The sequence below is a fragment of the Halothece sp. PCC 7418 genome (genome assembly GCF_000317635.1).
Lineage (GTDB): Bacteria > Cyanobacteriota > Cyanobacteriia > Cyanobacteriales > Rubidibacteraceae > Halothece.
Genome location: NC_019779.1, coordinates 535,200 through 554,875 on the forward strand (window position 1 = coordinate 535,200; position 19,676 = coordinate 554,875).

General features: G+C 42.9%; 25 protein-coding genes. 9 read left to right on the forward strand and 16 right to left on the reverse strand.

The genetic code is table 11. The features are described from left to right. The first annotated feature begins 214 nt into the window (after positions 1–214). From tsf to recG, 4 genes are all read left to right on the forward strand, one after another. The gene (gene tsf, locus PCC7418_RS02420) at positions 215–847 is read left to right on the forward strand and encodes a translation elongation factor Ts (protein WP_015224583.1); all 633 of its coding nucleotides are present in this window, start codon (positions 215–217) and stop codon (positions 845–847) included. A 110-nt stretch (positions 848–957) separates the two neighbouring features. Next, the gene (locus PCC7418_RS02425; RefSeq protein WP_015224584.1) at positions 958–1,881 is read left to right on the forward strand and encodes a hypothetical protein; all 924 of its coding nucleotides are present in this window, start codon (positions 958–960) and stop codon (positions 1,879–1,881) included. A 14-nt stretch (positions 1,882–1,895) separates the two neighbouring features. Continuing rightward, complete coding sequence (locus PCC7418_RS02430) at positions 1,896–2,576, forward strand: Uma2 family endonuclease (RefSeq protein ID WP_015224585.1); 681 nt, start codon at positions 1,896–1,898, stop codon at positions 2,574–2,576. An 85-nt stretch (positions 2,577–2,661) separates the two neighbouring features. Beyond that, entirely contained in the window at positions 2,662–5,109 is a 2,448-nt protein-coding gene (gene recG / locus PCC7418_RS02435; RefSeq protein ID WP_015224586.1) for an ATP-dependent DNA helicase RecG, read from the forward strand. On the opposite strand, the gene PCC7418_RS02440 is transcribed toward recG, so the two are convergent. Then, complete coding sequence (locus PCC7418_RS02440; RefSeq protein WP_015224587.1) at positions 5,106–6,230, reverse strand: FAD-dependent oxidoreductase; 1,125 nt, start codon at positions 6,228–6,230, stop codon at positions 5,106–5,108. The two genes, recG and PCC7418_RS02440, sit on opposite strands and share 4 nt — an antisense overlap. Positions 6,231–6,326: 96 nt before the next feature. Between PCC7418_RS02440 and folK the strand changes: the two genes are divergently transcribed. Continuing rightward, entirely contained in the window at positions 6,327–6,824 is a 498-nt protein-coding gene (folK, locus tag PCC7418_RS02445; protein WP_015224588.1) for a 2-amino-4-hydroxy-6-hydroxymethyldihydropteridine diphosphokinase, read from the forward strand. A 9-nt stretch (positions 6,825–6,833) separates the two neighbouring features. After that, the gene (locus tag PCC7418_RS02450) at positions 6,834–7,376 is read left to right on the forward strand and encodes an NUDIX hydrolase (protein WP_015224589.1); all 543 of its coding nucleotides are present in this window, start codon (positions 6,834–6,836) and stop codon (positions 7,374–7,376) included. 108 nt (positions 7,377–7,484) lie between these two features. Here the strand turns inward: PCC7418_RS02450 and PCC7418_RS02455 are convergent, their stop codons facing one another. The 9 genes from PCC7418_RS02455 to gvpA all read right to left on the reverse strand — a co-directional run bounded on the left by PCC7418_RS02455 (position 7,485) and on the right by gvpA (position 12,232). Further along, positions 7,485–7,745, reverse strand: coding sequence for a gas vesicle protein GvpG (locus tag PCC7418_RS02455; protein ID WP_015224590.1), 261 nt, complete (start codon positions 7,743–7,745; stop codon positions 7,485–7,487). 176 nt (positions 7,746–7,921) lie between these two features. Next, complete coding sequence (locus PCC7418_RS02460) at positions 7,922–8,659, reverse strand: GvpL/GvpF family gas vesicle protein (protein ID WP_015224591.1); 738 nt, start codon at positions 8,657–8,659, stop codon at positions 7,922–7,924. 3 nt (positions 8,660–8,662) lie between these two features. Then, on the reverse strand, positions 8,663–9,136 hold the full coding sequence (locus tag PCC7418_RS02465; RefSeq protein WP_015224592.1) for a gas vesicle protein K: 474 nt from the start codon (positions 9,134–9,136) through the stop codon (positions 8,663–8,665). 6 nt (positions 9,137–9,142) lie between these two features. After that, positions 9,143–9,286: a hypothetical protein gene (locus PCC7418_RS20390; RefSeq protein WP_015224593.1), complete on the reverse strand. Its 144-nt coding sequence runs from the start codon at positions 9,284–9,286 to the stop codon at positions 9,143–9,145. 10 nt (positions 9,287–9,296) lie between these two features. Continuing rightward, positions 9,297–9,569, reverse strand: coding sequence for a hypothetical protein (locus tag PCC7418_RS02470; protein ID WP_015224594.1), 273 nt, complete (start codon positions 9,567–9,569; stop codon positions 9,297–9,299). Then, entirely contained in the window at positions 9,566–9,952 is a 387-nt protein-coding gene (locus PCC7418_RS02475) for a gas vesicle protein (protein ID WP_015224595.1), read from the reverse strand. Before PCC7418_RS02475 ends, PCC7418_RS02470 begins: the two co-directional genes overlap by 4 nt. Positions 9,953–9,990: 38 nt before the next feature. Further along, entirely contained in the window at positions 9,991–11,004 is a 1,014-nt protein-coding gene (gene gvpN, locus PCC7418_RS02480; RefSeq protein ID WP_015224596.1) for a gas vesicle protein GvpN, read from the reverse strand. A 99-nt stretch (positions 11,005–11,103) separates the two neighbouring features. Further along, entirely contained in the window at positions 11,104–11,919 is an 816-nt protein-coding gene (locus tag PCC7418_RS02485; RefSeq protein WP_015224597.1) for a hypothetical protein, read from the reverse strand. Between the two features lie 94 nt (positions 11,920–12,013). Further along, on the reverse strand, positions 12,014–12,232 hold the full coding sequence (gene gvpA / locus PCC7418_RS02490; protein ID WP_015224598.1) for a gas vesicle structural protein GvpA: 219 nt from the start codon (positions 12,230–12,232) through the stop codon (positions 12,014–12,016). Between the two features lie 300 nt (positions 12,233–12,532). Here gvpA and PCC7418_RS02495 point away from each other — a divergent pair, with 300 nt between their 5' ends. Both PCC7418_RS02495 and PCC7418_RS02500 read left to right on the forward strand, forming a co-directional pair. Continuing rightward, positions 12,533–13,204 carry a GvpL/GvpF family gas vesicle protein gene (locus PCC7418_RS02495; RefSeq protein WP_015224599.1) on the forward strand — a complete coding sequence of 224 codons (672 nt, stop codon included), beginning with the start codon at positions 12,533–12,535 and terminating at the stop codon, positions 13,202–13,204. A gap of 70 nt (positions 13,205–13,274) precedes the next feature. After that, entirely contained in the window at positions 13,275–13,604 is a 330-nt protein-coding gene (locus tag PCC7418_RS02500; protein WP_015224600.1) for a hypothetical protein, read from the forward strand. 16 nt (positions 13,605–13,620) lie between these two features. Here the strand turns inward: PCC7418_RS02500 and PCC7418_RS02505 are convergent, their stop codons facing one another. After that, complete coding sequence (locus tag PCC7418_RS02505) at positions 13,621–14,637, reverse strand: glucokinase (protein WP_015224601.1); 1,017 nt, start codon at positions 14,635–14,637, stop codon at positions 13,621–13,623. Positions 14,638–14,649: 12 nt separating this feature from the next. Then, a complete protein-coding gene (locus tag PCC7418_RS02510) occupies positions 14,650–15,288 on the reverse strand; it encodes a histidine phosphatase family protein (RefSeq protein WP_015224602.1) in 639 nt (212 codons plus the stop codon). Positions 15,289–15,605: 317 nt separating this feature from the next. Between PCC7418_RS02510 and PCC7418_RS02515 the strand changes: the two genes are divergently transcribed. Further along, the gene (locus PCC7418_RS02515; protein ID WP_015224603.1) at positions 15,606–17,177 is read left to right on the forward strand and encodes a diguanylate cyclase domain-containing protein; all 1,572 of its coding nucleotides are present in this window, start codon (positions 15,606–15,608) and stop codon (positions 17,175–17,177) included. Between the two features lie 25 nt (positions 17,178–17,202). On the opposite strand, the gene PCC7418_RS02520 is transcribed toward PCC7418_RS02515, so the two are convergent. The 4 genes from PCC7418_RS02520 to PCC7418_RS02535 form a co-directional block, all read right to left on the reverse strand. Then, a complete protein-coding gene (locus tag PCC7418_RS02520) occupies positions 17,203–18,159 on the reverse strand; it encodes a PhoH family protein (protein WP_015224604.1) in 957 nt (318 codons plus the stop codon). A gap of 72 nt (positions 18,160–18,231) precedes the next feature. After that, positions 18,232–18,669, reverse strand: coding sequence for a KH domain-containing protein (locus tag PCC7418_RS02525; protein ID WP_015224605.1), 438 nt, complete (start codon positions 18,667–18,669; stop codon positions 18,232–18,234). Continuing rightward, on the reverse strand, positions 18,662–18,910 hold the full coding sequence (rpsP, locus tag PCC7418_RS02530; RefSeq protein ID WP_015224606.1) for a 30S ribosomal protein S16: 249 nt from the start codon (positions 18,908–18,910) through the stop codon (positions 18,662–18,664). Before rpsP ends, PCC7418_RS02525 begins: the two co-directional genes overlap by 8 nt. Before the next feature lie 197 nt (positions 18,911–19,107). Next, entirely contained in the window at positions 19,108–19,674 is a 567-nt protein-coding gene (locus PCC7418_RS02535; RefSeq protein WP_015224608.1) for a TIGR04376 family protein, read from the reverse strand. Positions 19,675–19,676: the final 2 nt, after the last annotated feature.

A 19,676-nucleotide genomic window follows, 5' to 3' on the forward strand; every position in this document is an offset into this window, starting at 1 on the left:
TTGCTTGCTGAGTCGGAAAAAAACCCTCTCTTTTTGATGCAATAACGGTGTTACACTGCTCAAAGGGCTTAGTGGTTTCACCAAGAAAAGGAAGCCAGCTTCCTCTGTCAGGGAAATTAAAGTATAAACTTTCCTGATGCCAAGCCTCAGTTTTTATGGCTGAGGCTTTGATAACTGTTTACATGACTTGTCTTATAGAAAAGGAAAAGGTGACATGGCGGAAATATCAGCAAAACTGGTTAAAGAGTTGCGCGAAAAAACCGGCGCAGGGATGATGGATTGTAAAAAAGCACTTTCTGAAAGTGATGGTGATGTAACTAAAGCCATGGAATGGTTGCGTCAAAAAGGCATCACCTCGGCAGAGAAAAAGCAAGGGCGAGCAGCAAGTGAAGGTATTATTGAAAGTTACATCCACACCGGCGGACGCATTGGTGTTTTAATTGAAGTGAACTGTGAAACTGATTTTGTTGCCCGTCGTGAGGAGTTCCAAACCATTGTTCGGGATATTGCCATGCAGGTTGCAGCCTATAGCAATGTGGAATATGTCTCCACCGATGATGTTCCGCAAGAGATTGTGGAACGAGAAAAAGAAATTGAAAAAGGGCGCGAAGATCTACAAGGCAAACCCGATAATATTAAAGAGAAAATTGTTCAAGGACGAATTGATAAACGTTTGAAAGAACTCTCTTTGTTAGATCAGCCTTTTGTGAAAGATCAAAGCATCACGGTGGATGAGTATATTAAGCAGGGAATTGCTACCCTAGGGGAAAATATTCAGGTCAGACGCTTTGCTCGTTTCGTTTTAGGTGAAGACGGAGATACAGAAGAGCAATCGACTGCAGAATAACTGCTTGTTTTTTGAAAGATCAGAGCCTATACAATGGAAGGGCAAAAGGGAGTGTTCGCGCTAACTTTTGCCTTTTTTATCAATGACCAATGACTAATGACTAATAATATATGGTTAGACCTATTCAGCAAATAGAAACGGATTTAGAAGCGTTAGAAAATCAGGTGAGCGCGATCGCGCAAAAAATTGAAACCGCCTATCAAGATTATATTGAACTTTTAGGAGAAACGCTAAAAAATCAGCTGGTCTTTTCGGTTTATCAAATTTGCACCCAAGAATATCCAGAAGGCTTTTTGAAGTTATCTTTATCAGAACAGCAGGCTTTACAAAAGAAAATTCGTGACTTAGGAAAAGAGGCAACTGCGAATTTAAAGTTAGGCGGAGAGGTCTTACAGCGTATTGAATGGAATGATGAACAAGCCCAAGCCTTAGAGGAAATGTTATCAGCAGAAGAAGAAACAGAAAATACAGAAAATACAGAAAATACAGAAAATACAGAAAATCAGTTTAATATTGAGACTTTACAAGCCTTACTCAACTCAGGACAAAAAGAGTCGGAACCCGATGATCAAACTCCACCAAAAGTGAGGGAATGGTGTCAGTTACAAGCCGAGGCGATCACGATGATTTTAGAAAATGTGTCAAGTGAGGCCAATGAAATCTTACGAAAAGCGGGAGTTTTACCGCAAGAGTTTCCCAAAGAAATGATTGATGCTGCGATTCAATCAGAAGGGACAGGTTCTATGAGTAATCGCTCTCCAGGTGTCTTACATTTGATGTTAGAACTGGAACGAAAACATCAAGACAAAAGTAGTCATCAAGATGAAGAAAATGAAGTGATTCATCTGGCGATTGTGCGGTTGCGAGTGGGAGAATTAGAGTTTGCAGCACCCAGTTTAAACACGAAACGGCGCACGTTACGTAATCTTGAACAGCAGTTACAACAACTAGATGAACAGTATCAGAAATTAACTAGAGAACGCGCGATCGCGCAAGCAGAACTCGCCTGGCGCAGCAGTTGGCACGAAGATTAAGCATAACCAGTCCCATGAGTCTAGAAACGTTTCCATTATCCAACCTTCCTCCCCTAGAAAATGGGGATCATCTCACTCGGGATGAATTTGAACGACGCTGTCACGTAATGAGTGCGGGTTATGAACAAGCGGAATTGATTGAGGGAGTAGTTTATATGCCCGCAGCGTTAAGATTTAGGAGTCACAGTCAACCACACGCTTTAATCATGGCTTGGTTATCTAGCTATTGGCTTGTGACCCCGAATGTGGAACTAGGGGATAATCCAACGGTACGGCTTGATGCCTCCAATGAACCGCAACCGGATGCTGTTTTATTATTGGCAGCTGGTGGACAAACTCGAATTAGTGAGGATGATTATATTGAAGGCGCACCCGAATTAATTGTGGAAGTGGCAGCTAGCAGCAGCGCAATCGATCTCTACGAAAAGAAAAATGCTTATGAACGGAATGGTGTGAAAGAATATTTAGTCTGGCAAGTTTTAGAACAGAAATTAGATTGGTTTTGCTTAAATAATGACCACTATTTTTTGTTAGAAAAAGATGAAACAGGGGTTATTCGATCACAAGTTTTTCCAGGTTTATGGTTAGCAGTGACTGATTTACTACAAGGCAATCGACACCAAGTGATTCAAACGTTACAACAGGGCTTAACCTCTCCAGAACATCAAGCCTTTGTTAATCAATTCCAGCCGTAAGGACTCTGGGCTTCAACCAGCAATTTCAGCAATCAAGACAGTACCATAAATAAGGAACGCGCTTAGAATAGCAGTGGGTACGACGATGACGGACACAAGCAGTCTCGACTGGGAACGCCTCCATAAAGCCCTCGCCGTCGAAGCGAAAGGAGGGTATTCTGACATCATGGGGAAACAATATCGCTTTAGTGAGTTTCTCTGTTTAACCTTTGGGAAAGTTCCGCCCCAAGCCACTCGGGAACAACAACAGCGTTGGCAAGAATTAGCCCAAGCCTTTGCCAGTTATGGGGAAAAAAGTTTAACGGAACGTCAGCAACTGGTGGTGAAAGCCAGTCGTCTCCTCAAAGATGTCCAAGAAGGAAAACAACCGCACTCTTCTCCCCAACTGCAAGTGAAGGCAAAAAATCCCGTGACTCATGGCAGTCATTATCTCGAACCCGAACAACCCCTCACCGAAGCCCCTGGTATTGGCAGAAATCACACCAAAAGCCTCTATCGTCTGGGGTTAGAAACGGTGCGGGATGTTCTGTTTTATTACCCTCGGGAACATATTGACTACGCGCAACAAGTGAATATTGGCGACTTAGTCGAAGGGGAAACAGTCACGATTGTCGGAACTGTAAAAAGCTGTAATTGTTTTACCAGTCCAAAAAATAAGAAACTGAGTATTTTTCAACTGACGATTAAAGATCGCACTGGGGAAGTGAAGTTAAGTCGCTTTTTTGCGGGAAATCGGTTTACCAATCGCGGTTGGCAAGAGAAACAAAAGAAATTATATCCGCGCAGCGCGATCGTGGCTGCATCAGGGCTGGTGAAAAAGAATAAATATGGAATTACCCTCGATAACCCCGAAATTGAACTCTTAGACTCCCCTGGAGGTGAAATTGATTCGATTAATATTGGGCGCGTGTTACCCGTTTATCCTTTAACCGAAGGCGTATCTGCGGATGTCATTCGTAAAGCTGTGATGACTGTTTTACCCGCAGCGGAAAAACTCAAAGATCCCCTTCCCTCTCACCTGCGTCAACAATATGGTTTTCTTTCCCTCCCAGAAGCGGTGAGTAACCTGCATTTTCCGCCCGACCATGATACCCTCGCCCACGCCAGAAGACGTTTGATTTTTGATGAATTTTTCTTCCTGCAACTGGGGTTTCTCAGTCGTCGTCAACAACAAAAAGAAACCCAGCAAAGTGTCATCCTCAACCCCACGGGAAAACTCATTGACCAATTTAAGGAAGTCCTCCCCTTTCAACTGACTACCGCCCAACAGCGAGTGGTGAGTGATATTCTGCAAGACTTAAATTCGGAAACCCCCATGAATCGTCTGGTGCAAGGGGATGTGGGGTCAGGGAAAACTGTGGTTGCGGTATTTGCGATTCTCGCTGCGATTCAATCGGGCTATCAAGCTGCATTAATGGCTCCCACCGAAGTCCTCGCCGAACAACATTATCGTAAACTGGTGGGTTGGTTCAACTTATTACATCTTCCCGTGGAACTGCTCACGGGATCCACGAAAACCGCCAAACGACGGGAAATTCATCAACAGTTAGCAACGGGAGAACTCCCCTTACTGGTGGGAACTCATGCCTTAATTCAAGATCCAGTGAACTTTCAACGCTTAGGCTTAGTGGTGATAGACGAACAACATCGCTTTGGGGTTCAGCAGCGATCGCGCTTACTCAATAAAGGTCATTCTCCCCATGTTCTCAGCATGACTGCAACCCCCATTCCCCGCACCCTGGCTTTAACCCTACACGGCGATTTAGATGTCTCTCAAATAGACGAACTTCCTCCAGGACGACAAGACATTCAAACCACCGCTTTATCAGGAAAAGACCGTCGCCAAGCCTATGATTTAATCCGTCGCGAAATCGCCCAAGGAAGACAGGCGTATATTGTTTTACCGTTAGTGGAAGAATCAGAAAAATTAGAGGTTCGTTCCGCCATTGAAGAACAGAAAAAATTGCAAGAAAGTATCTTTCCTGAGTTTAAGGTGGGGTTACTCCATGGGCGCATGAGTTCCCAAGAAAAAGATGAAGCGTTGAACGCCTTTCGGGAGAATGAAACCCAAGTCATTGTTTCCACAACCGTGATTGAAGTGGGCGTGGATGTTCCCAACGCAACGGTGATGTTAATTGAAAATGCGGAACGGTTTGGCTTATCGCAACTGCACCAACTGCGAGGAAGAGTGGGACGGGGAGACCATAAATCTTATTGTATTTTAGTCAGTGGCTCAAAAACCGATACCGCCAAACAACGCTTAGGAGTATTAGAACAATCTCGCGACGGCTTTTTTATCTCCGAGATGGATATGCGTTTTCGCGGACCTGGAGAAGTGCTAGGAAAACGCCAGTCGGGACTTCCTGATTTTGCTTTAGCCAGTTTAGTGGAAGATCAAGAAGTCTTAGTGTTAGCCAGAGAAGCAGCGGAGAAACTAATGTTTACGGATCAAAATTTAGAGGACTATCCCCGTTTGCAAAAAGAATTAGAACGGCGGTATTTGAAACTAATGGGCGGAACAATCCTCGCTTAATCGGGAAACTGCGCCATAAACTTTCGGTCAATCTGATCTTTCCAACGCCAAAGGAGAGGAGAATGACAGCCCAAATTTCCCCACGACGCGATCGCGCTTTCATCTCCAGTTCCAATTAAACTGAGATAATTCTTTTGCGGATGATAGGGCTTCAAAGGTTTTCCTAAAATTGTCCGTTGTAGATTCTGAAACAGGGGTTTTCCTTGTCGCACCGCAAAAACACCCGCTTTCGGACGGGGATGATTGACCATGGTTGCAATATCCCCCGCAGCAAAGACAAAGGGATGAGAAAGGGATTGTAAATAGTCATTGACGAGAATAAATCCGCGCTCATCAGTCGCTAAACCACTCTCTTTGATCCAAGTGGGTGCGCTTGCTTGTGTCACCCAAAATATCAGATCTGTTTCTAGGGTGAATCCTGATTCACAAACTAATTTATCGGGAAAAACTTCACTCACTGCTTCTCCCAAATGCAGTTTAATTCCTCGTTTTTCCAGTAAAGAGGCTAAATGTTGACGCACCCATTTCCCTTTATCCAGTAATAATTCCCTTTCTCGTTGGAATAAATGAATCGACACTTGATCGCCGAGTTGCTGGAGACGTTGCTGCATATTTAAAGCGAGTTCTACCCCACCCGCACCACCGCCAACAATCGCAAGGGTTCGCCCTTGCTGAGGGCTGGCTTCTACCGTTTCCAGAAATTGATACCAATACTGGAGAAAGACAGAAACGGGTTTTGCAGGAACTGCATAGTCTTTCGCCCCTGGAACAGTAAACATTGCAGGGGTAGAACCAATATCAATGGAAACTTTATCAAAGGTTAAAGGCGGACGATTGAGACAAAAAATCTGTTTATGCTTGAGATCTAAACCGACTGCTTGATCCGAATAAAATTCTGCTTGGGCTTGTTGAGCCAGAGGCGGTAAATTAATATGGGTTTCATCATAGGTATAGAGTCCCGCTACATGAGCGGGTAACATTCCCGAATAGGGGGTTTTTTCGGTATTACTGAGGAGTTTTAAGCGGACATCAGCGAGGGTGTGCAGTTGCCACATCCGTAGTAAAATGGCATGACTATGACCGCCACCAATGAGAACAAGATTTTGGGGTTGAGTACGCATAGATCGAAGACCAAGCCGTAGGCATCGCATGATCAATAACTGAACAACAATTACTTCTATTGTTTCTTAGAGTTTTAAATCTTGAGTGAGTTTTTTATGAGTACAAGGGAAGAAATCCCTAGCGCGATCGCGCTAGGGAGTAATTTAGGTGATTCTCAAAACATCCTGGAACAAGCGATTCACCAATTAGGAACTGATCCTGCAGTGAAGGTAAACGCGGTTTCCAGTTGGTATGAAACCCTCCCCATTGGACCTGCTCAACCCAATTATCTCAATGGCTGTGCTTTATTGACTAGTTCCTTATCCCCTGGGGAGCTCTTAGCCACTTTACTCCAAATTGAAACCGCATTTGGGCGCGTGCGCCAAGAACGTTGGGGAGCGCGTACCCTTGATTTAGATCTCCTTTTATATGATGATCAGGTAATAGAAACCGAGGACTTACAACTGCCTCATCCGCGCATGAGAGAACGGGCGTTTGTTTTAGTTCCCCTTGCTGAAATTGCCCCGAATTGGATTGATCCAGTAACAGGATGCGCGATCGCGCAACTGAAAGAAAACATCGACTGTTCTGGTGTCTTACAAAAACTTCAATAATGAATTTCTATGAATGATTCCACGCCCCAACTCCTGAAAGAACGTCTCCACTATCAAGGACGCAAGTTTAGTTTTGAAGTCAGCCATCTCCGCCTCGCCAACGGGGTAGAAGGAGAATGGGAGTGCATTCGTCATCCTGGTGGCGCATTAGCAGTCCCCGTCACCGCAGAAGGAAAATTAGTATTAGTCGATCAATATCGCATTCCCCTCAAACAACGCCTATTAGAATTTCCCGCCGGAACCGTGGAAGTAGATGAAGCCCCCGCAGAAACCATTAAACGAGAGATTGAAGAAGAAACGGGTTATCATGCAAAACAGTGGCGCGATTTAGGCAAATTTCCCCTCGCACCAGGCTACTCTGACGAATATATCTATAGTTTTTTAGCCACCGATTTAGAAAAATTAGAAACCCCACCCGCACAAGATGATGATGAAGACATTGATGTTGTGCTTTACACTCCAGAAGAATTTGAACAATTAATTCATAGTGGCGATCCGAGAGTGGATGCAAAATCAATTACCAGTTACTATCTCGCCCGTCCTTATCTTTAAACTTTGCGGAAAAAATCAACGAGGATTCTAAGCGGATCTCATATCTCGTAGGGTGGGCACTTCCCACCTTAATCTAGTTTATCGAAATGCTATTAGTCCGTGGAGAGCTCAATCAGTCTCTTCCTCAGCTTGATTATTTTCTTCATCTTCCATCGCCTGCATTGCTAACAAAATTTCTTCCTCTTGTTCGTCATATTCTTCCTCAGAAATTTCTCCTAAATCAAGGGACAATTGTAAGCTAAGTAGTCGCTTATTTAAGTTTTCTTTTTCATCTAATTCTTGATTAGCGCGTTCTAAGATTTGCTCTCCTAGCCAAGTAACACCTTCAATGGGTCCAGTAATCGGAAGCAGTAAGAGTTTAAAAACCATTTTTCTGTTATTTGTTATTTGTTCTCCGCCTCACTATAGCGTTTCCTAGTTGGTTGAGGTACAAAGCGTCGGTGGATGTTCATGGTTCGTGGTTCATTGATTAACAACCAACAAATAACAAAGAACGAAGAACCAAAATTTAGAATGTACCTCATGAGATTGGGAAGTGCTATATATTATTCTCGTAATTCAACAAAATTATAAGGAGGGGTAAAATTGTTATAACGAATTTTGAGACGCGGTGCAAATTCAGCATCAACTGTTTCCACCGCTTCGCCAAATTCGGGTTCAGACTCCCACGGAATCAGAAAAGCGGTATTATAAATCATTGTTTCAGTCAGAACATCATTTTCCTGCGTTTCCACAGCAAATGGGATTAAAGCATCTTCAAAGCGGGTGATAACTTCTTGTTTTCTCCTTTCCATTGCTTGTTCTAACGCTTGTCCAATTTGAATGACTTCATCCATACTTAAATTTTTCCCTTCTAAGTTATCCCGTCGCGCTTTTAAGTCTGGATTCTCCTCTAAAAGGGCGTTTAATTCTGCATCAGTTTCCCAATAAATCTTTAAGCTAACTTCTCGTTTTCCTTCTAATCTTTGAAATAAGAGTTGCAGCGTTTCTGATTGATGTTGAAGTAAATCTTGACTGACACTCTCCCAGTCGGGAACGACTAATCCAAATTGTAACGGAAGCAGAGTGCGGAATCCCTGTTCCATTGCTTCTTCTAAAACTTTTGTATGAGTGATTAAGTTGCGACGGCTGGCTAAATAACGAGATTGTTGGGCTTCGGAATAGAGAAAGGTGAAGCCTTCTACGGTGTGGGAGAAAATGGGTTGCTTGTCTAAGCCCTGTACTGCGATTGTTTGCGGTCCCGGTGGGGGAAAAATACCATACAAATAGAAACCTTCCGCCATAAGTTACTTCCCATTAATCGGTTGTGAGGTCAGAACGAGATGGAGTCTTGCTTGAATGAGACTGAGTTGAGCAATCCCAAGGTCAAGATTACCATCAATAACCACCCCTTTGTGGAGAATCCGATCGAGCAGTTCTAAAATAGAAGGATCATCGGAGCTTTCCCCAGGATAATATCCCCCGTTTTTGGGCATTAATGTTCCTAACTCTCCTAAGTCAACATTGAGATCTTTGGGATCAATCTCAAAGATTTCACATAAACGGATGATTTCTGCTTCGAGCCGTTGTAAACTATCCCCAGCGCGATCGAGCTCTTCTTCATTTAATAACCCTCCATCCATCCGCCGAATCACTTGCGCTTCCATTAACTGACGAATCAGTTCGGTTACGGTTAAGAGTAAGGGGGCTAACCCCGCATCTGAGTTAGACGTGGCGGGATTAAGATTAACTTGGCTGAGGTTACTTTCGTCTGCTGACACTTGCGCCTACTTCTTTTCAGAGATTTCCTTCAGATATTGTTTGCGATAATTAATATAGTTATGATGCCATTCTTGAAAACGGCGTTCACCGTCACGAACAAGCATTTGACGATATTTTTCAGAGGGAATAAATTGTTTTTTGTCAGTCATGGGAGTTTCCTCACTTTAAAAGACCAAGGCGTTTAATTTGCGCGATTTGCAGACGGACACTTGGGGGAACTACCTTCATTTTAAAGACATGACGGTAACTTGTCGCGGTTAAATTATCCTCACACTTCACGGGGGCGCGTTGCGGTTCACGGGTGCTATACGGTACTTTCTTGAGAGAAACAGGAGTGCGCTTAGACTGTAACCGATTCAAGGATTTTAAGTAACGGTTTTGGGGAATATTGCTTGCGGTTTGAATATCTTTTAAGGTGCGGGGTGGGGTCATGAGTTGTCCTCTGATTCACTGAGAAAAGACGGTTCGGGATTCGTTTCTCCTTTCAGGCGACGCAACTCTGCTTCCATATTTTCCAGTCGGTTTTGCAACGCTTGATTTTCTTCTTTCAGGAGATTGGCTTGACTGGAGAGATAAGGATCACCTTCCCACCAGTTAATCCCCAGTTCTCGGGCTTTATCCACGGAAGAAACAAGCAGTCGAATGCGAATGCTTAACAGTTCCGTTGAACCGACAGAAACGGTAATATCGCCAGCGATAACGATTCCTTTATCGAGGACTCGTTCTAAAATATCCGCAAGGCTAGAAGATTGGGTGCTATTGGTGATTCCTTTGGACTGGTAAGACTTGGGTTTATTGGTGTTCGGGTTAACCACGAGTTTTGATCGCTACGTGAGCTACAGAGTGAGAGGATTTAATCGTTTTCGGTGTTGCCAAAGGGATGAGAGAGCCGAAGATGCGGTTTTTCATCAGAGGATAAGTCTTCAGTTTCTCCTTCTACAATCACTGATGGTACATCCTCATCCTCATCTTCCACAACCAATTCTAGTTCGTACTCCCGAAAGAGTTGTTCTAAAAGACTGATGGATTCTTGGGTAGAAAGGGGACAGCGAGAGGTGAGAATGTCGTAACAAATATCTTGGAAGTCTTCGTTACTGGTTTGAACAGGAATTTCATGTTGATGACAGACTTGTGCAATCATTAAACAAGAGCGTAAACCCGAGGAATTTTCCATTTCAGCGCGATCGCGAAAGTTACGAACAAAATTGACAATCATATCGCCGTCATCTGCATTAATTCCCACTTTTTGCACAATAATCTCTCGTTGCGTTTCAAGATCGGGTTCAGGAACATTAATCGTCACCACGCGATCGAGCAGCGCATCTTGTGTTCCATGAACGCCCCAATATTCTTCGGGGTTGGAGGTAAAAATTGCCCTAAAATTCGGACTCACCCGCACATATTCAGAGCGATGGCTATCAGGGGGAAGCACTAATAATTTTTCTTCTAATGCGGATAATAAAACATTATTCACTTCTGGGGGAGAGCGATTAAACTCGTCATATACAAGGGTAAAGCCTTCTCGACACGCCATGGTCAGGCGAGAATCGACCCATTGCTGGCGCAGTTCATCTTCTTCTTTCACCACACTATGGATATAGTTATCCACAACTTTTTTGCGGGTGTAACCCGTATTACTCCCGATTAAATCAGTGCTTTTAAATTCATCATCCCCATACAACAGCATAATCGGACGATTGAGTAAATCTGCGAGGTGCATAGCTAGGGTCGTTTTACCCGTACCAGCAGGTCCACGCAAGTGAATGGAAAAGCCAGATTGAAGATAACGCCAAGCCCGACGACTAATGCGATCAATGGTTGGCGTGGAAACAAAACCTTTGGGACGAGCGTGTAAAACAGTGGTCATAAATCTATCAAATGGGTTGGCGACAGAAGAATGAGGTTATAGCAGTGATCAGTTACCACAGAACCCAGAACAAATAACTAATAACCAATAACATCTTGATTAAAAATCGGCAACAAAGGGGGTATCATCTTCAACTGTGGGTTGAGAAGCGGGATAAGCATTTGCTGCTGTTTCTCCCCAAATATAAGCGGTGAGTTGATGACGGAAGTTAGCCAGTGCTTGGGCTTGCTGTTGGGCGTTAACCGTACGGTTGCGTTGTAAGTTATTGAGCAGTTGATCGACTTGTTGAATTAAGTTTGTGTAGAACGTATTTAAATCCTCTCGCAGTTGTTGGGCTAAGGTCTGCTGTTGTTGTTGGGTTGCGTCCCGCCACTGCGCGGTACTATTTTCTAAATCTTCGTGAAATTGGATGAGGCTATTATGGAGCGCGATCGCGCTGTCTTTAATTTCCTCCGCCATCAGTTCTCGATTTAAGGTCAACTCTTGCAATTGTTTAACACTGGTTTGCGCTAACAGTTCCCGAAATTGCGCTAAATCTGCTTTCAGTTGTTTCGCTAGCACTTGCTGTTGTTGAGCGACAACGGTGCGTTGTTCATTGGCTTGTTTTAATTTTGTCGCTGTACTGGCTTCTAACTCTTCAAGAAATTGGTTTAATTCTTGCTCTAACTTTTGCGCCATTTCTTGACGGTTTTCATTCGTTCCCCTTAAAAAAGTTGCTGTATTTTGAGCTAACTTTTCCCGAAATAAATTTAATTCAGATTGTAATTGTTGAGTGTTAGCAATCCGATTTTCTTGTTGTAATTGTAAATCTCTTTGAATGCTCGAACGCGCCTGTTGGACTTCTGCTTGACGCTGACGAATTTCTGCTTGTCGTTGTTGGGCTTGTTGTTCCCACTGTTCTCGTAAAGATACCATAAGTTGAGTTTCCCGAAATAAATTAATAAATGATAGGGAAACCCAAACCCTTTGACTTGAGCCTCCCGAGAGTGATGAATAAGGAATCAATCAATTATTCTGCGGGGACAGCAGCAGAGGAAGTTAAGCCCACTGCTTCTGCATATTTGAGGTAAGTTTCGACGGAAGCAACGACAACCCGAGCTTCCACGGCGAGTAATTCAATTCCCACTAAGGAAACCCGCACCCACAAATCAACCACTACACCTTTATCTAAAATGCGATCAACGACTTCTCCTAAGCTGGAGGAAGAGTTAGTTTTTTCAACAGCCATGATTTTTCTCAGTAATTTTGACGACAAAAAATAAAGAAGTAATTTACTCCCCTATCTGTGACTATTATCATATTTTTAATTCCGATCTCTGTCAACAGTTGGGGAATGAATTAAAGATTAATTTCTTTTAAACTTTAGAGGAGGTGATCAGGTGTAAATCTTGATATTTCTACTGAACTGATTGTTATTTGGTCACTGGTAACTGGTCACTGGTCGGTTTGTACCTTGATAGACCAAGAAAAGCGATGGATCAAAATTGTATTAAAACAACATAAATTATCCAAAAAAATCACTTTAAAAATGTTATATACTTACTGTTTCTTATTTTCTCCAGAAAAAACCCTCTCCTTACCGCAGGGTTTCAAGGGAGACTTACAGATGATAGAAAAGGGCGCGATCGCTGCGGTGGTTGAACCCAATCTTCCCAAGGCAGAATTAGAAGAAGACGATCAAAAATTAGTGCAAGCAGTCGTCCATCATGATTGGGTGATTTGCGAACTGTTCCGAGGCTTGACAGTTCTTCCCCTGCGCTTTGGGACGTATTTTCGAGGGGAAGCAGATTTACGCTCTCATTTAGCTGCTTATGAAGAAAGCTACCAGCAAAAGTTAACCGCACTCACGGGAAAAGTAGAAGTGACCCTCAAACTAACCCCGATTCCTTTTTCTGAAGAAGGTTCCTCCTCAACCGCAAAAGGGAAAGCCTATTTACAAGCGAAAAAACAACGGTATCAGCAACAAAGCAATTATCAAACACAGCAACAAGAAGCCTTAGAGAAATTGCAGGAAGAAATCAAGAAAACTTATCCCCAACTGATTCATGACGAACCGAAAGAAAATACGGAACGCTTTTATTTACTAATTGACAGTCACAGCTTCTCAGTGTTTGGGGAAAAGATGGAACAATGGAAACAATTTCTATCCAGTTGGAGCATTGAAATCAGTGATCCGCTTCCGCCTTATCATTTTCTTTAATTGATGGAACAGACAATGGCATAATACAGAAAAACAATGATTTTCCTCTCGGAAACCGAAGCACATAACGATGAATAACGAACCAATTTTTCCCGAAAACTCTCCAGAAAAAGCGCAAGCCATTAGTGACAAAATTGCCTTGTGGTGGCGCGATCCAGAAAATAGTGAACTGACTCAGGAAGATCTCACACAATTGATTCAACAGTTATCGGGTCCTCCTGCGGTTTGGTCTTATCTCCCAGAAGATGAACCCTATGATTCGATGGAGGCTTGGTGTGAAGGTGAATTAGACTGTGAGCCAGATAGTTTTTTGGACAAAGTTGCATCCCTGGTCGGTGAAGAAGCGGTGAGTCCGTTGCGCGATCGACGCTTATCAGCCATTTTCCGTCCTCTCTCCTAGGAACAGGGCTTTGGTATTATTGATTTAAACCGTACATAATCGAACCAATGAGACCGACTTGCGGATCGAGAATCAGATGAATGGGAACTGCATCTAACACTGGGCTGACTCTCCCTTTGTCCTTAAAGACTTTGAGAAAACGATTGCTTTTCATCCAAGCTAAGTTTTTGGCAGCAATTCCTCCTGCAATATACAATCCGCCGTAAGGGAGTAGTTTTAAGGCGAGGTTTCCCGCCTCTGCTGCATAGGCTTCCATAAACAGTTCCATGGTTTTTTCACAAAGGCGATCGGTTGCTGCTGCTTGCGCGATCGCTGCTGCTGGATCAATCTCAGTCCGTTGTTGCTTTTCCCATTCACGGATCGTTTCTGCAACGGAAGCATTCCCTTCAGGATGAATATTAAGATCTCTGAGGGCTTGATAAATCGAGATAATCCCTTGTCCCGAGACAATTCTTTCCACAGACACCCGACTAACCTGTTTTTGCTGGCGAATATAGTTTAAAATCTGAAATTCTAACTCCGATCGCGCTGCGAAATCGGTGTGTCCTCCTTCTGTGCCAAAAATTTGATAATCCCCATTCCCTTTCGGAATCAAAAATCCTTCTCCTAAGCCAGTTCCTGCACCGATAATGGCAATGGGAGCGTCTTTTTGGGGCGTAACCCCTTGTAAGGGTTCTAACTCTTCATTTTTGATCCCTAAGACCCCATAACTCACTGCTGCAAAGTCGTTAATCAGACTCACGGCTTCAAGATTTAATTCCTGTTGCAGGCGATCCGCCTCCAAATACCAACTGAGATTTGTCAGTTGACAACTTTGCTGGATCACAGGTCCCGCGATCGCGAAACAGGCTTTTGTCGGAGTATAATCGGTTTCTCCTAAAAATTCCTGTACCATTGGCACTAAATCAGAATAGTTTTGAGAGGGATAAGTCACTTGGTGGACAGTTTGAAAATCAACTGCTTGCTTTGTGACTTCCACAAGCCGTAAGATAGTTTTAGTCCCTCCGATATCACCAGCAATGAGTAAAGTCATACTTGAGTTTTCCTAATTGAAACGAATCGTATTCTCTGTTGTTGAAAGGTGTGAGGTATCACCAGCAAGTTCAACTTCCCAACCTCCATTATTTTGCACTAATTTGGTCAAACAACAAAAGGAAGCGCGAATATTGAGTGGTTCTCCTAATAAGCCTTCTGCTGTTCCTAAAACAGAAGCGCCATGACCAACAAATAACAACTCGCCTTCAAATTCACTGGCTAGTCTTTGTGCTGTTTCTGCGGTTCTGGTTTGTACCGTTTCTTCGGTTTCTGGATATTGAGGAATTACTCGTGAGTTATAATTTAAATCAATTAAAGGATAGTGTTGAGCTAACGTTTCAGGAGAGCGAATTTCTGGGTCATGATCCATCCAACTGGGATTTAACCATTCGCCGAGTCCAGCTTCAAGTTTGATCGATAAATCTAAGATTTTTGCAATTTCATGAGCGGTTTGGACAGTGCGTAGAAAGGGGGAAGAAAAAATATGAGTAATGTTTTCCGATTGTAATCTTTTTCCCAGTTCTTGAGCTTGTTGAATTCCATCTTCTGCTAGATGTGGATCGTAACGAAGTTTTGCTGTGATAAACCAATCGGGGTTAACAAAGTCGTACCGATTACCATGCCGTGTGATCCAGATTGTTTGTGTCATATTTGAGCAAATTATGAAAAAATAATTAACAAAAGATAAATCTCTAGCAGTTTTTAATCTGTTGAGACCCAAAATAATGGAGTGTTCTTCTTTGAACACTGATCAAGGAACAAGGCACAACAATCTAAAACCCAAAAAATCGAGTATTAAATTGTGCCTCACCCAGACCAGAGATGCTATCCCTTATCTTACCAAATTAATGGGTAAGGATACAGCTTGCCTCTGCATTCTAATTTTTGATAATTCGTTTTATTAAGGCGAAATATTGTTAACTTTATAACTTAAAAAAACACCGTAAAAGTATTGACTTTTATCTTATGGACTTTGAACCGAGAATTTTAGCAGTTGATGATGTTCCTGATAACTTATTATTGTTATGTGACTTATTAGAAGAACGCGGATATCATGTCAGTATTGCTTCTAATGTACAGGTCGCTTTAAATAATATTAATAAAAACCCACCCGATTTAATTTTGCTTGACATTTGTATGCCAGGGATGAGCGGTTATCGGGTTGCCTCGCAGTTAAAATCAGATCCAAAAACAAAAGAAATTCCCATTATTTTCTTAAGTGTTTTAGAAGATGCTCACTTAAAAGTCAAAGCCTTTCGGGTCGGCGGAGCAGACTATATTACCAAGCCGTTTCAAGTGGAAGAAGTGATTGCAAGGATTGAACATCAAATCACGATTCAACAACAGAAAAATGAGCTCAAGCAATTAAAAGGACAACTGTTAGAACAAAATCAGATCTTAGAACAACGGAACTATGATTTACAGGTTTTACTGACGTTAACTAAAATTATGAATACCGCAGAGACTCTAGATAGCGCGATCGCGCAGGTGTTAACAAAACTCTGTAAAATCATTGGCTGGGATTATGGAGAAGCATGGATTTTAAATGCGGAAGGAACTGAACTAGAAAACAGCAACTCTTGGTATGCGAGTGATCCGAGCTTAGATCGGTTACATGAGAACCAAGAAGAAACAATTGTTAACGTCAAGAAGGACTTAGTTAAACAAATCGCTCAATCTCAAGAAATTCAATCCCTCGTTGATATTAAAAATATTGAGCAATTCAGTCGGTGTGATTCCTGCAAACAATTACAAAAAAACATCCAAAATCTGGGTTTAAAAACCTTATTGGGAGTGCCAATTCTTTTTCAAAGAACAGTCTTAGCTGTCTTGCTGTTTTTCTCAGATGGTTCTGAATCTGATGGTCAAACATCTCAAGTTTCACCCCTAAGTTTTGATCAATTGGAATTAATTCAATCTGTTGCTAATCAGTTAGGAACATTAATGCAGCGGTTACGCACGGAAACAGCATTGAAACAAGCCAATGAGAAACTCCAGCATTTGGTTTCTTATGATGGCTTAACCGCAATTGCAAACCGACGGCGATTTGATGAGTATTTAGATGAACAATGGCGACAAGGAAAGCGCGATCGCGCTGAGTTATCCTTAATTTTATGCGATTTAGATGCCTTCAAACGCTACAACGATACCTTAGGTCATCAAGCAGGAGACCAATGCTTACAACAAGTTGCTCAGGGGATTGAAGCAATTGTCAACCGTCCCCTTGATTTAGTCGCTCGCTATGGAGGAGAAGAAATTGCAATTTTACTTCCTAAGACCTCGCAAATAGGCGCATTTCAGTTAGCGGAAAAAATCTGCACAGCGATCAAAGAATTACAAATTTCTCATCCTGATTCCCCAGTCAGTCCTTATGTCACCATTAGCGTTGGTGTCAGTAGTATTATTCCCCGAGATGATTGTGCGCCAAAAACCTTGATTAGAATGGCTGATAATGCGCTGTATCAAGCTAAAAAATCGGGGCGCGATCGCGTGATTCTCAATAACCAGTTCACAGAAGAAATCAATCAGGATCAATAAGAAGTGACTGTTTCAGCAGACCTGATCACATTTCATGTTGTTCATAAGCAGCAACAATTCTCTGCACCAGCGGATGACGCACCACATCCCCTTGAGAGAATTCACAAACGGCGATCCCTTCCACTGATTTCAGAATGGTTAAAGCAGTGACTAAACCAGACTCTTGATGATAGGGTAAGTCGGTTTGGGTAATATCCCCTGTCACGACCATGCGTGAAGAAAAGCCGAGGCGAGTCAGTACCATTTTCATCTGCGCAGGGGTGGTATTTTGCGCCTCATCGACAATGACAAACGCATTATTAAGCGTTCGCCCTCGCATATAAGCTAAAGGCGCGATTTCAATCGTTCCTTTTGCCATTAAATCGGGAATTTTTTCGGGGTCAATCAGTTCATACAGCGCATCGTAGAGAGGACGCAGAAAGGGATTAACTTTTTCTTGTAAATCTCCAGGGAGGAAGCCTAATTTTTCTCCCGCTTCTACCGCAGGGCGGGTGAGAATAAGACGCTCGTAGTCTCCTTTTAATAAAGATTGTACCGCTAGAATTGCAGCGAGAAAAGTTTTTCCCGTTCCCGCAGGTCCCGTGCAAAAAGTAATATCGTGAGACTGAATCGCTTTAATATATTGGCGTTGGCGAAAGGTTTTAGCGCGAATTTGTTCCCCTTTGCGGGTACGCGCCAGAACATTTTGTTGTAAGTCTTGATAATCTTCTAAACGCCCTGTATCTTGGGCTTGGAAGGCGGTCATGATCTCCGCTTTGGAGATCGCTTTTCCTTCTTCCCAGTAGGGTTTGAGGGATCGCACCACCGCTAAACATCGTTCTACTGGTTTTTCTTTACCAGTGATTAACAGTTCTTGTCCCCGCATCACCAATTTTGCCCCCGTTTGTCGGGAAAGGGTTTTGAGATTGGCTTCTTGGGGACCGGCTAGCGCGATCGCGCTCTCGCTACTGGGTAATTCAATGGTTTTGACCGCCTCTGTCATCAGAATCAATTAGGAGTATTTTGGCGTTACTTAATGAGACACCGTAGTGGTGACTACAGGAGGAGTTGATCCTTACTTAAGTTCTGGTGATCGTTGATCAGCCGAACGATTGGGACTAGGTTTAGACCGTTTTTGCGGTTTTCTCTTCCCATCTTTTCCCACTGGTTTCTGGGGTCGCTCTGAGGTGGGTTTCCTCGTTTTCCCAGCCTCACTGCTTGTCTCTTTCTCCCCATAAACATCCAGATATACAGACTGTTGAACTGCTGAGGCTGCAGCGGTCAACACAGTACGCACCGCACTCAGATTTCTTCCTCCTCGCCCAAATAATTTTCCCTGATCACTTTGTTCTAACGCCAAACGAATCCAAACCCGTTGATTGTTGTTAGTCCATTCACAATCAATTCGTAAACTCTCAGGGACATCCAGTAAGGGGGTTAATAAAAACTGGACTAATTCAGCATATTGTGGCTGATGCGATGCGGGGGATGAGGAATTGACATAATTAGGCATTCACTTGTTGATACACTTGCGCTTTTTTCAAAATATGATCCACGGTTTCAGTAGGTTTTGCCCCTTGCTGCAACCGCTTGACAATAGCTGGAACATTCAGTCGAGTTTCACCTGTTCTGGGATTATAAAATCCTAATTCTTCTAAGGGGCGACCATCGCGACGGCTACTATTATTCATCGCAACAATCCGATAGCTAGCTTCTCTTTTCTTACCTAATCGCTTTAAACGCAGTTTTACCATTTTCTCCAGTGGTCAATTTTATAGTCACATCTAACAATTGTACCGAATATAGAGGCGATTGGTCTAGATGCTCTAACGACGGTTTTTAGGGGCGACGAGCATTTGATCCCGTCGGACTACCATTTCCCCACGTTGGAGAGGGTTACGTTCGACAACTGCTGCTTTTTCTGGTTTCATCACACTTTCTCCTCTCCGCCTCATGATTGATGCTTCATTTCTTTTAATTCTTGTTCCACTTCCCAATTGCGGAACTCTTCTTCTAAAGGGTCAAAGCTGCGATTATAAGCAGAAGAATAAATTTCGTCTGTATTCCAACTGCTGGTCGCCCTGGAAGTGGTTTGCTGGGTTTGCTTTACTTGCTGGGCTTTCGCTTTAACTTCTTTTTGACGCTGTCTGATCTGCTCAATCAGTGCTCGGGCTTGTCGAATTTGCTCTTTCACCCCTTTCATTTTTCCCCAGCGTTGGTTTCCGAGGCGTAACAAACTCGCTTCTTTTTCTTGGGCTGCTTGCGCTAAATCTTCACGGTTAGCTGCTCTTGCTTTATCAATGCGTTGATGCCAAAGTTTAATATCTTGAGCAAGGGAAAGAATTTCATTTTCAATTTTCTTTTCTTGCTGTTGTAGATTTAAGACTAAGCGAATCGTATCTTTTTCTTGCTCTCGTAATTGTTCTTCTAACGCTTGTAATTCTAAGTGGGGATTTTTCTTTAAAAAATCATCCAACCGCGTTTCTAAAAAATGTGTTAAATCGTCTAATAAACCCACCG

Bases quoted from the DNA above. Each gene is read 5' to 3' on its own strand.
- tsf (WP_015224583.1), top strand. From the start codon at position 215: ATGGCGGAAATATCAGCAAAACTGGTTAAAGAGTTGCGCGAAAAAACC.
- PCC7418_RS02425 (WP_015224584.1), top strand. From the start codon at position 958: ATGGTTAGACCTATTCAGCAAATAGAAACGGATTTAGAAGCGTTAGAA.
- PCC7418_RS02430 (WP_015224585.1), top strand. From the start codon at position 1,896: ATGAGTCTAGAAACGTTTCCATTATCCAACCTTCCTCCCCTAGAAAAT.
- recG (WP_015224586.1), top strand. From the start codon at position 2,662: ATGACGGACACAAGCAGTCTCGACTGGGAACGCCTCCATAAAGCCCTC.
- PCC7418_RS02440 (WP_015224587.1), bottom strand. From the start codon at position 6,230: ATGCGTACTCAACCCCAAAATCTTGTTCTCATTGGTGGCGGTCATAGT.
- folK (WP_015224588.1), top strand. From the start codon at position 6,327: ATGAGTACAAGGGAAGAAATCCCTAGCGCGATCGCGCTAGGGAGTAAT.
- PCC7418_RS02450 (WP_015224589.1), top strand. From the start codon at position 6,834: ATGAATGATTCCACGCCCCAACTCCTGAAAGAACGTCTCCACTATCAA.
- PCC7418_RS02455 (WP_015224590.1), bottom strand. From the start codon at position 7,745: ATGGTTTTTAAACTCTTACTGCTTCCGATTACTGGACCCATTGAAGGT.
- PCC7418_RS02460 (WP_015224591.1), bottom strand. From the start codon at position 8,659: ATGGCGGAAGGTTTCTATTTGTATGGTATTTTTCCCCCACCGGGACCG.
- PCC7418_RS20390 (WP_015224593.1), bottom strand. From the start codon at position 9,286: ATGACTGACAAAAAACAATTTATTCCCTCTGAAAAATATCGTCAAATG.
- PCC7418_RS02470 (WP_015224594.1), bottom strand. From the start codon at position 9,569: ATGACCCCACCCCGCACCTTAAAAGATATTCAAACCGCAAGCAATATT.
- gvpN (WP_015224596.1), bottom strand. From the start codon at position 11,004: ATGACCACTGTTTTACACGCTCGTCCCAAAGGTTTTGTTTCCACGCCA.
- PCC7418_RS02485 (WP_015224597.1), bottom strand. From the start codon at position 11,919: ATGGTATCTTTACGAGAACAGTGGGAACAACAAGCCCAACAACGACAA.
- gvpA (WP_015224598.1), bottom strand. From the start codon at position 12,232: ATGGCTGTTGAAAAAACTAACTCTTCCTCCAGCTTAGGAGAAGTCGTT.
- PCC7418_RS02495 (WP_015224599.1), top strand. From the start codon at position 12,533: ATGTTATATACTTACTGTTTCTTATTTTCTCCAGAAAAAACCCTCTCC.
- PCC7418_RS02500 (WP_015224600.1), top strand. From the start codon at position 13,275: ATGAATAACGAACCAATTTTTCCCGAAAACTCTCCAGAAAAAGCGCAA.
- PCC7418_RS02505 (WP_015224601.1), bottom strand. From the start codon at position 14,637: ATGACTTTACTCATTGCTGGTGATATCGGAGGGACTAAAACTATCTTA.
- PCC7418_RS02510 (WP_015224602.1), bottom strand. From the start codon at position 15,288: ATGACACAAACAATCTGGATCACACGGCATGGTAATCGGTACGACTTT.
- PCC7418_RS02515 (WP_015224603.1), top strand. From the start codon at position 15,606: ATGGACTTTGAACCGAGAATTTTAGCAGTTGATGATGTTCCTGATAAC.
- PCC7418_RS02520 (WP_015224604.1), bottom strand. From the start codon at position 18,159: ATGACAGAGGCGGTCAAAACCATTGAATTACCCAGTAGCGAGAGCGCG.
- PCC7418_RS02525 (WP_015224605.1), bottom strand. From the start codon at position 18,669: ATGCCTAATTATGTCAATTCCTCATCCCCCGCATCGCATCAGCCACAA.
- rpsP (WP_015224606.1), bottom strand. From the start codon at position 18,910: ATGGTAAAACTGCGTTTAAAGCGATTAGGTAAGAAAAGAGAAGCTAGC.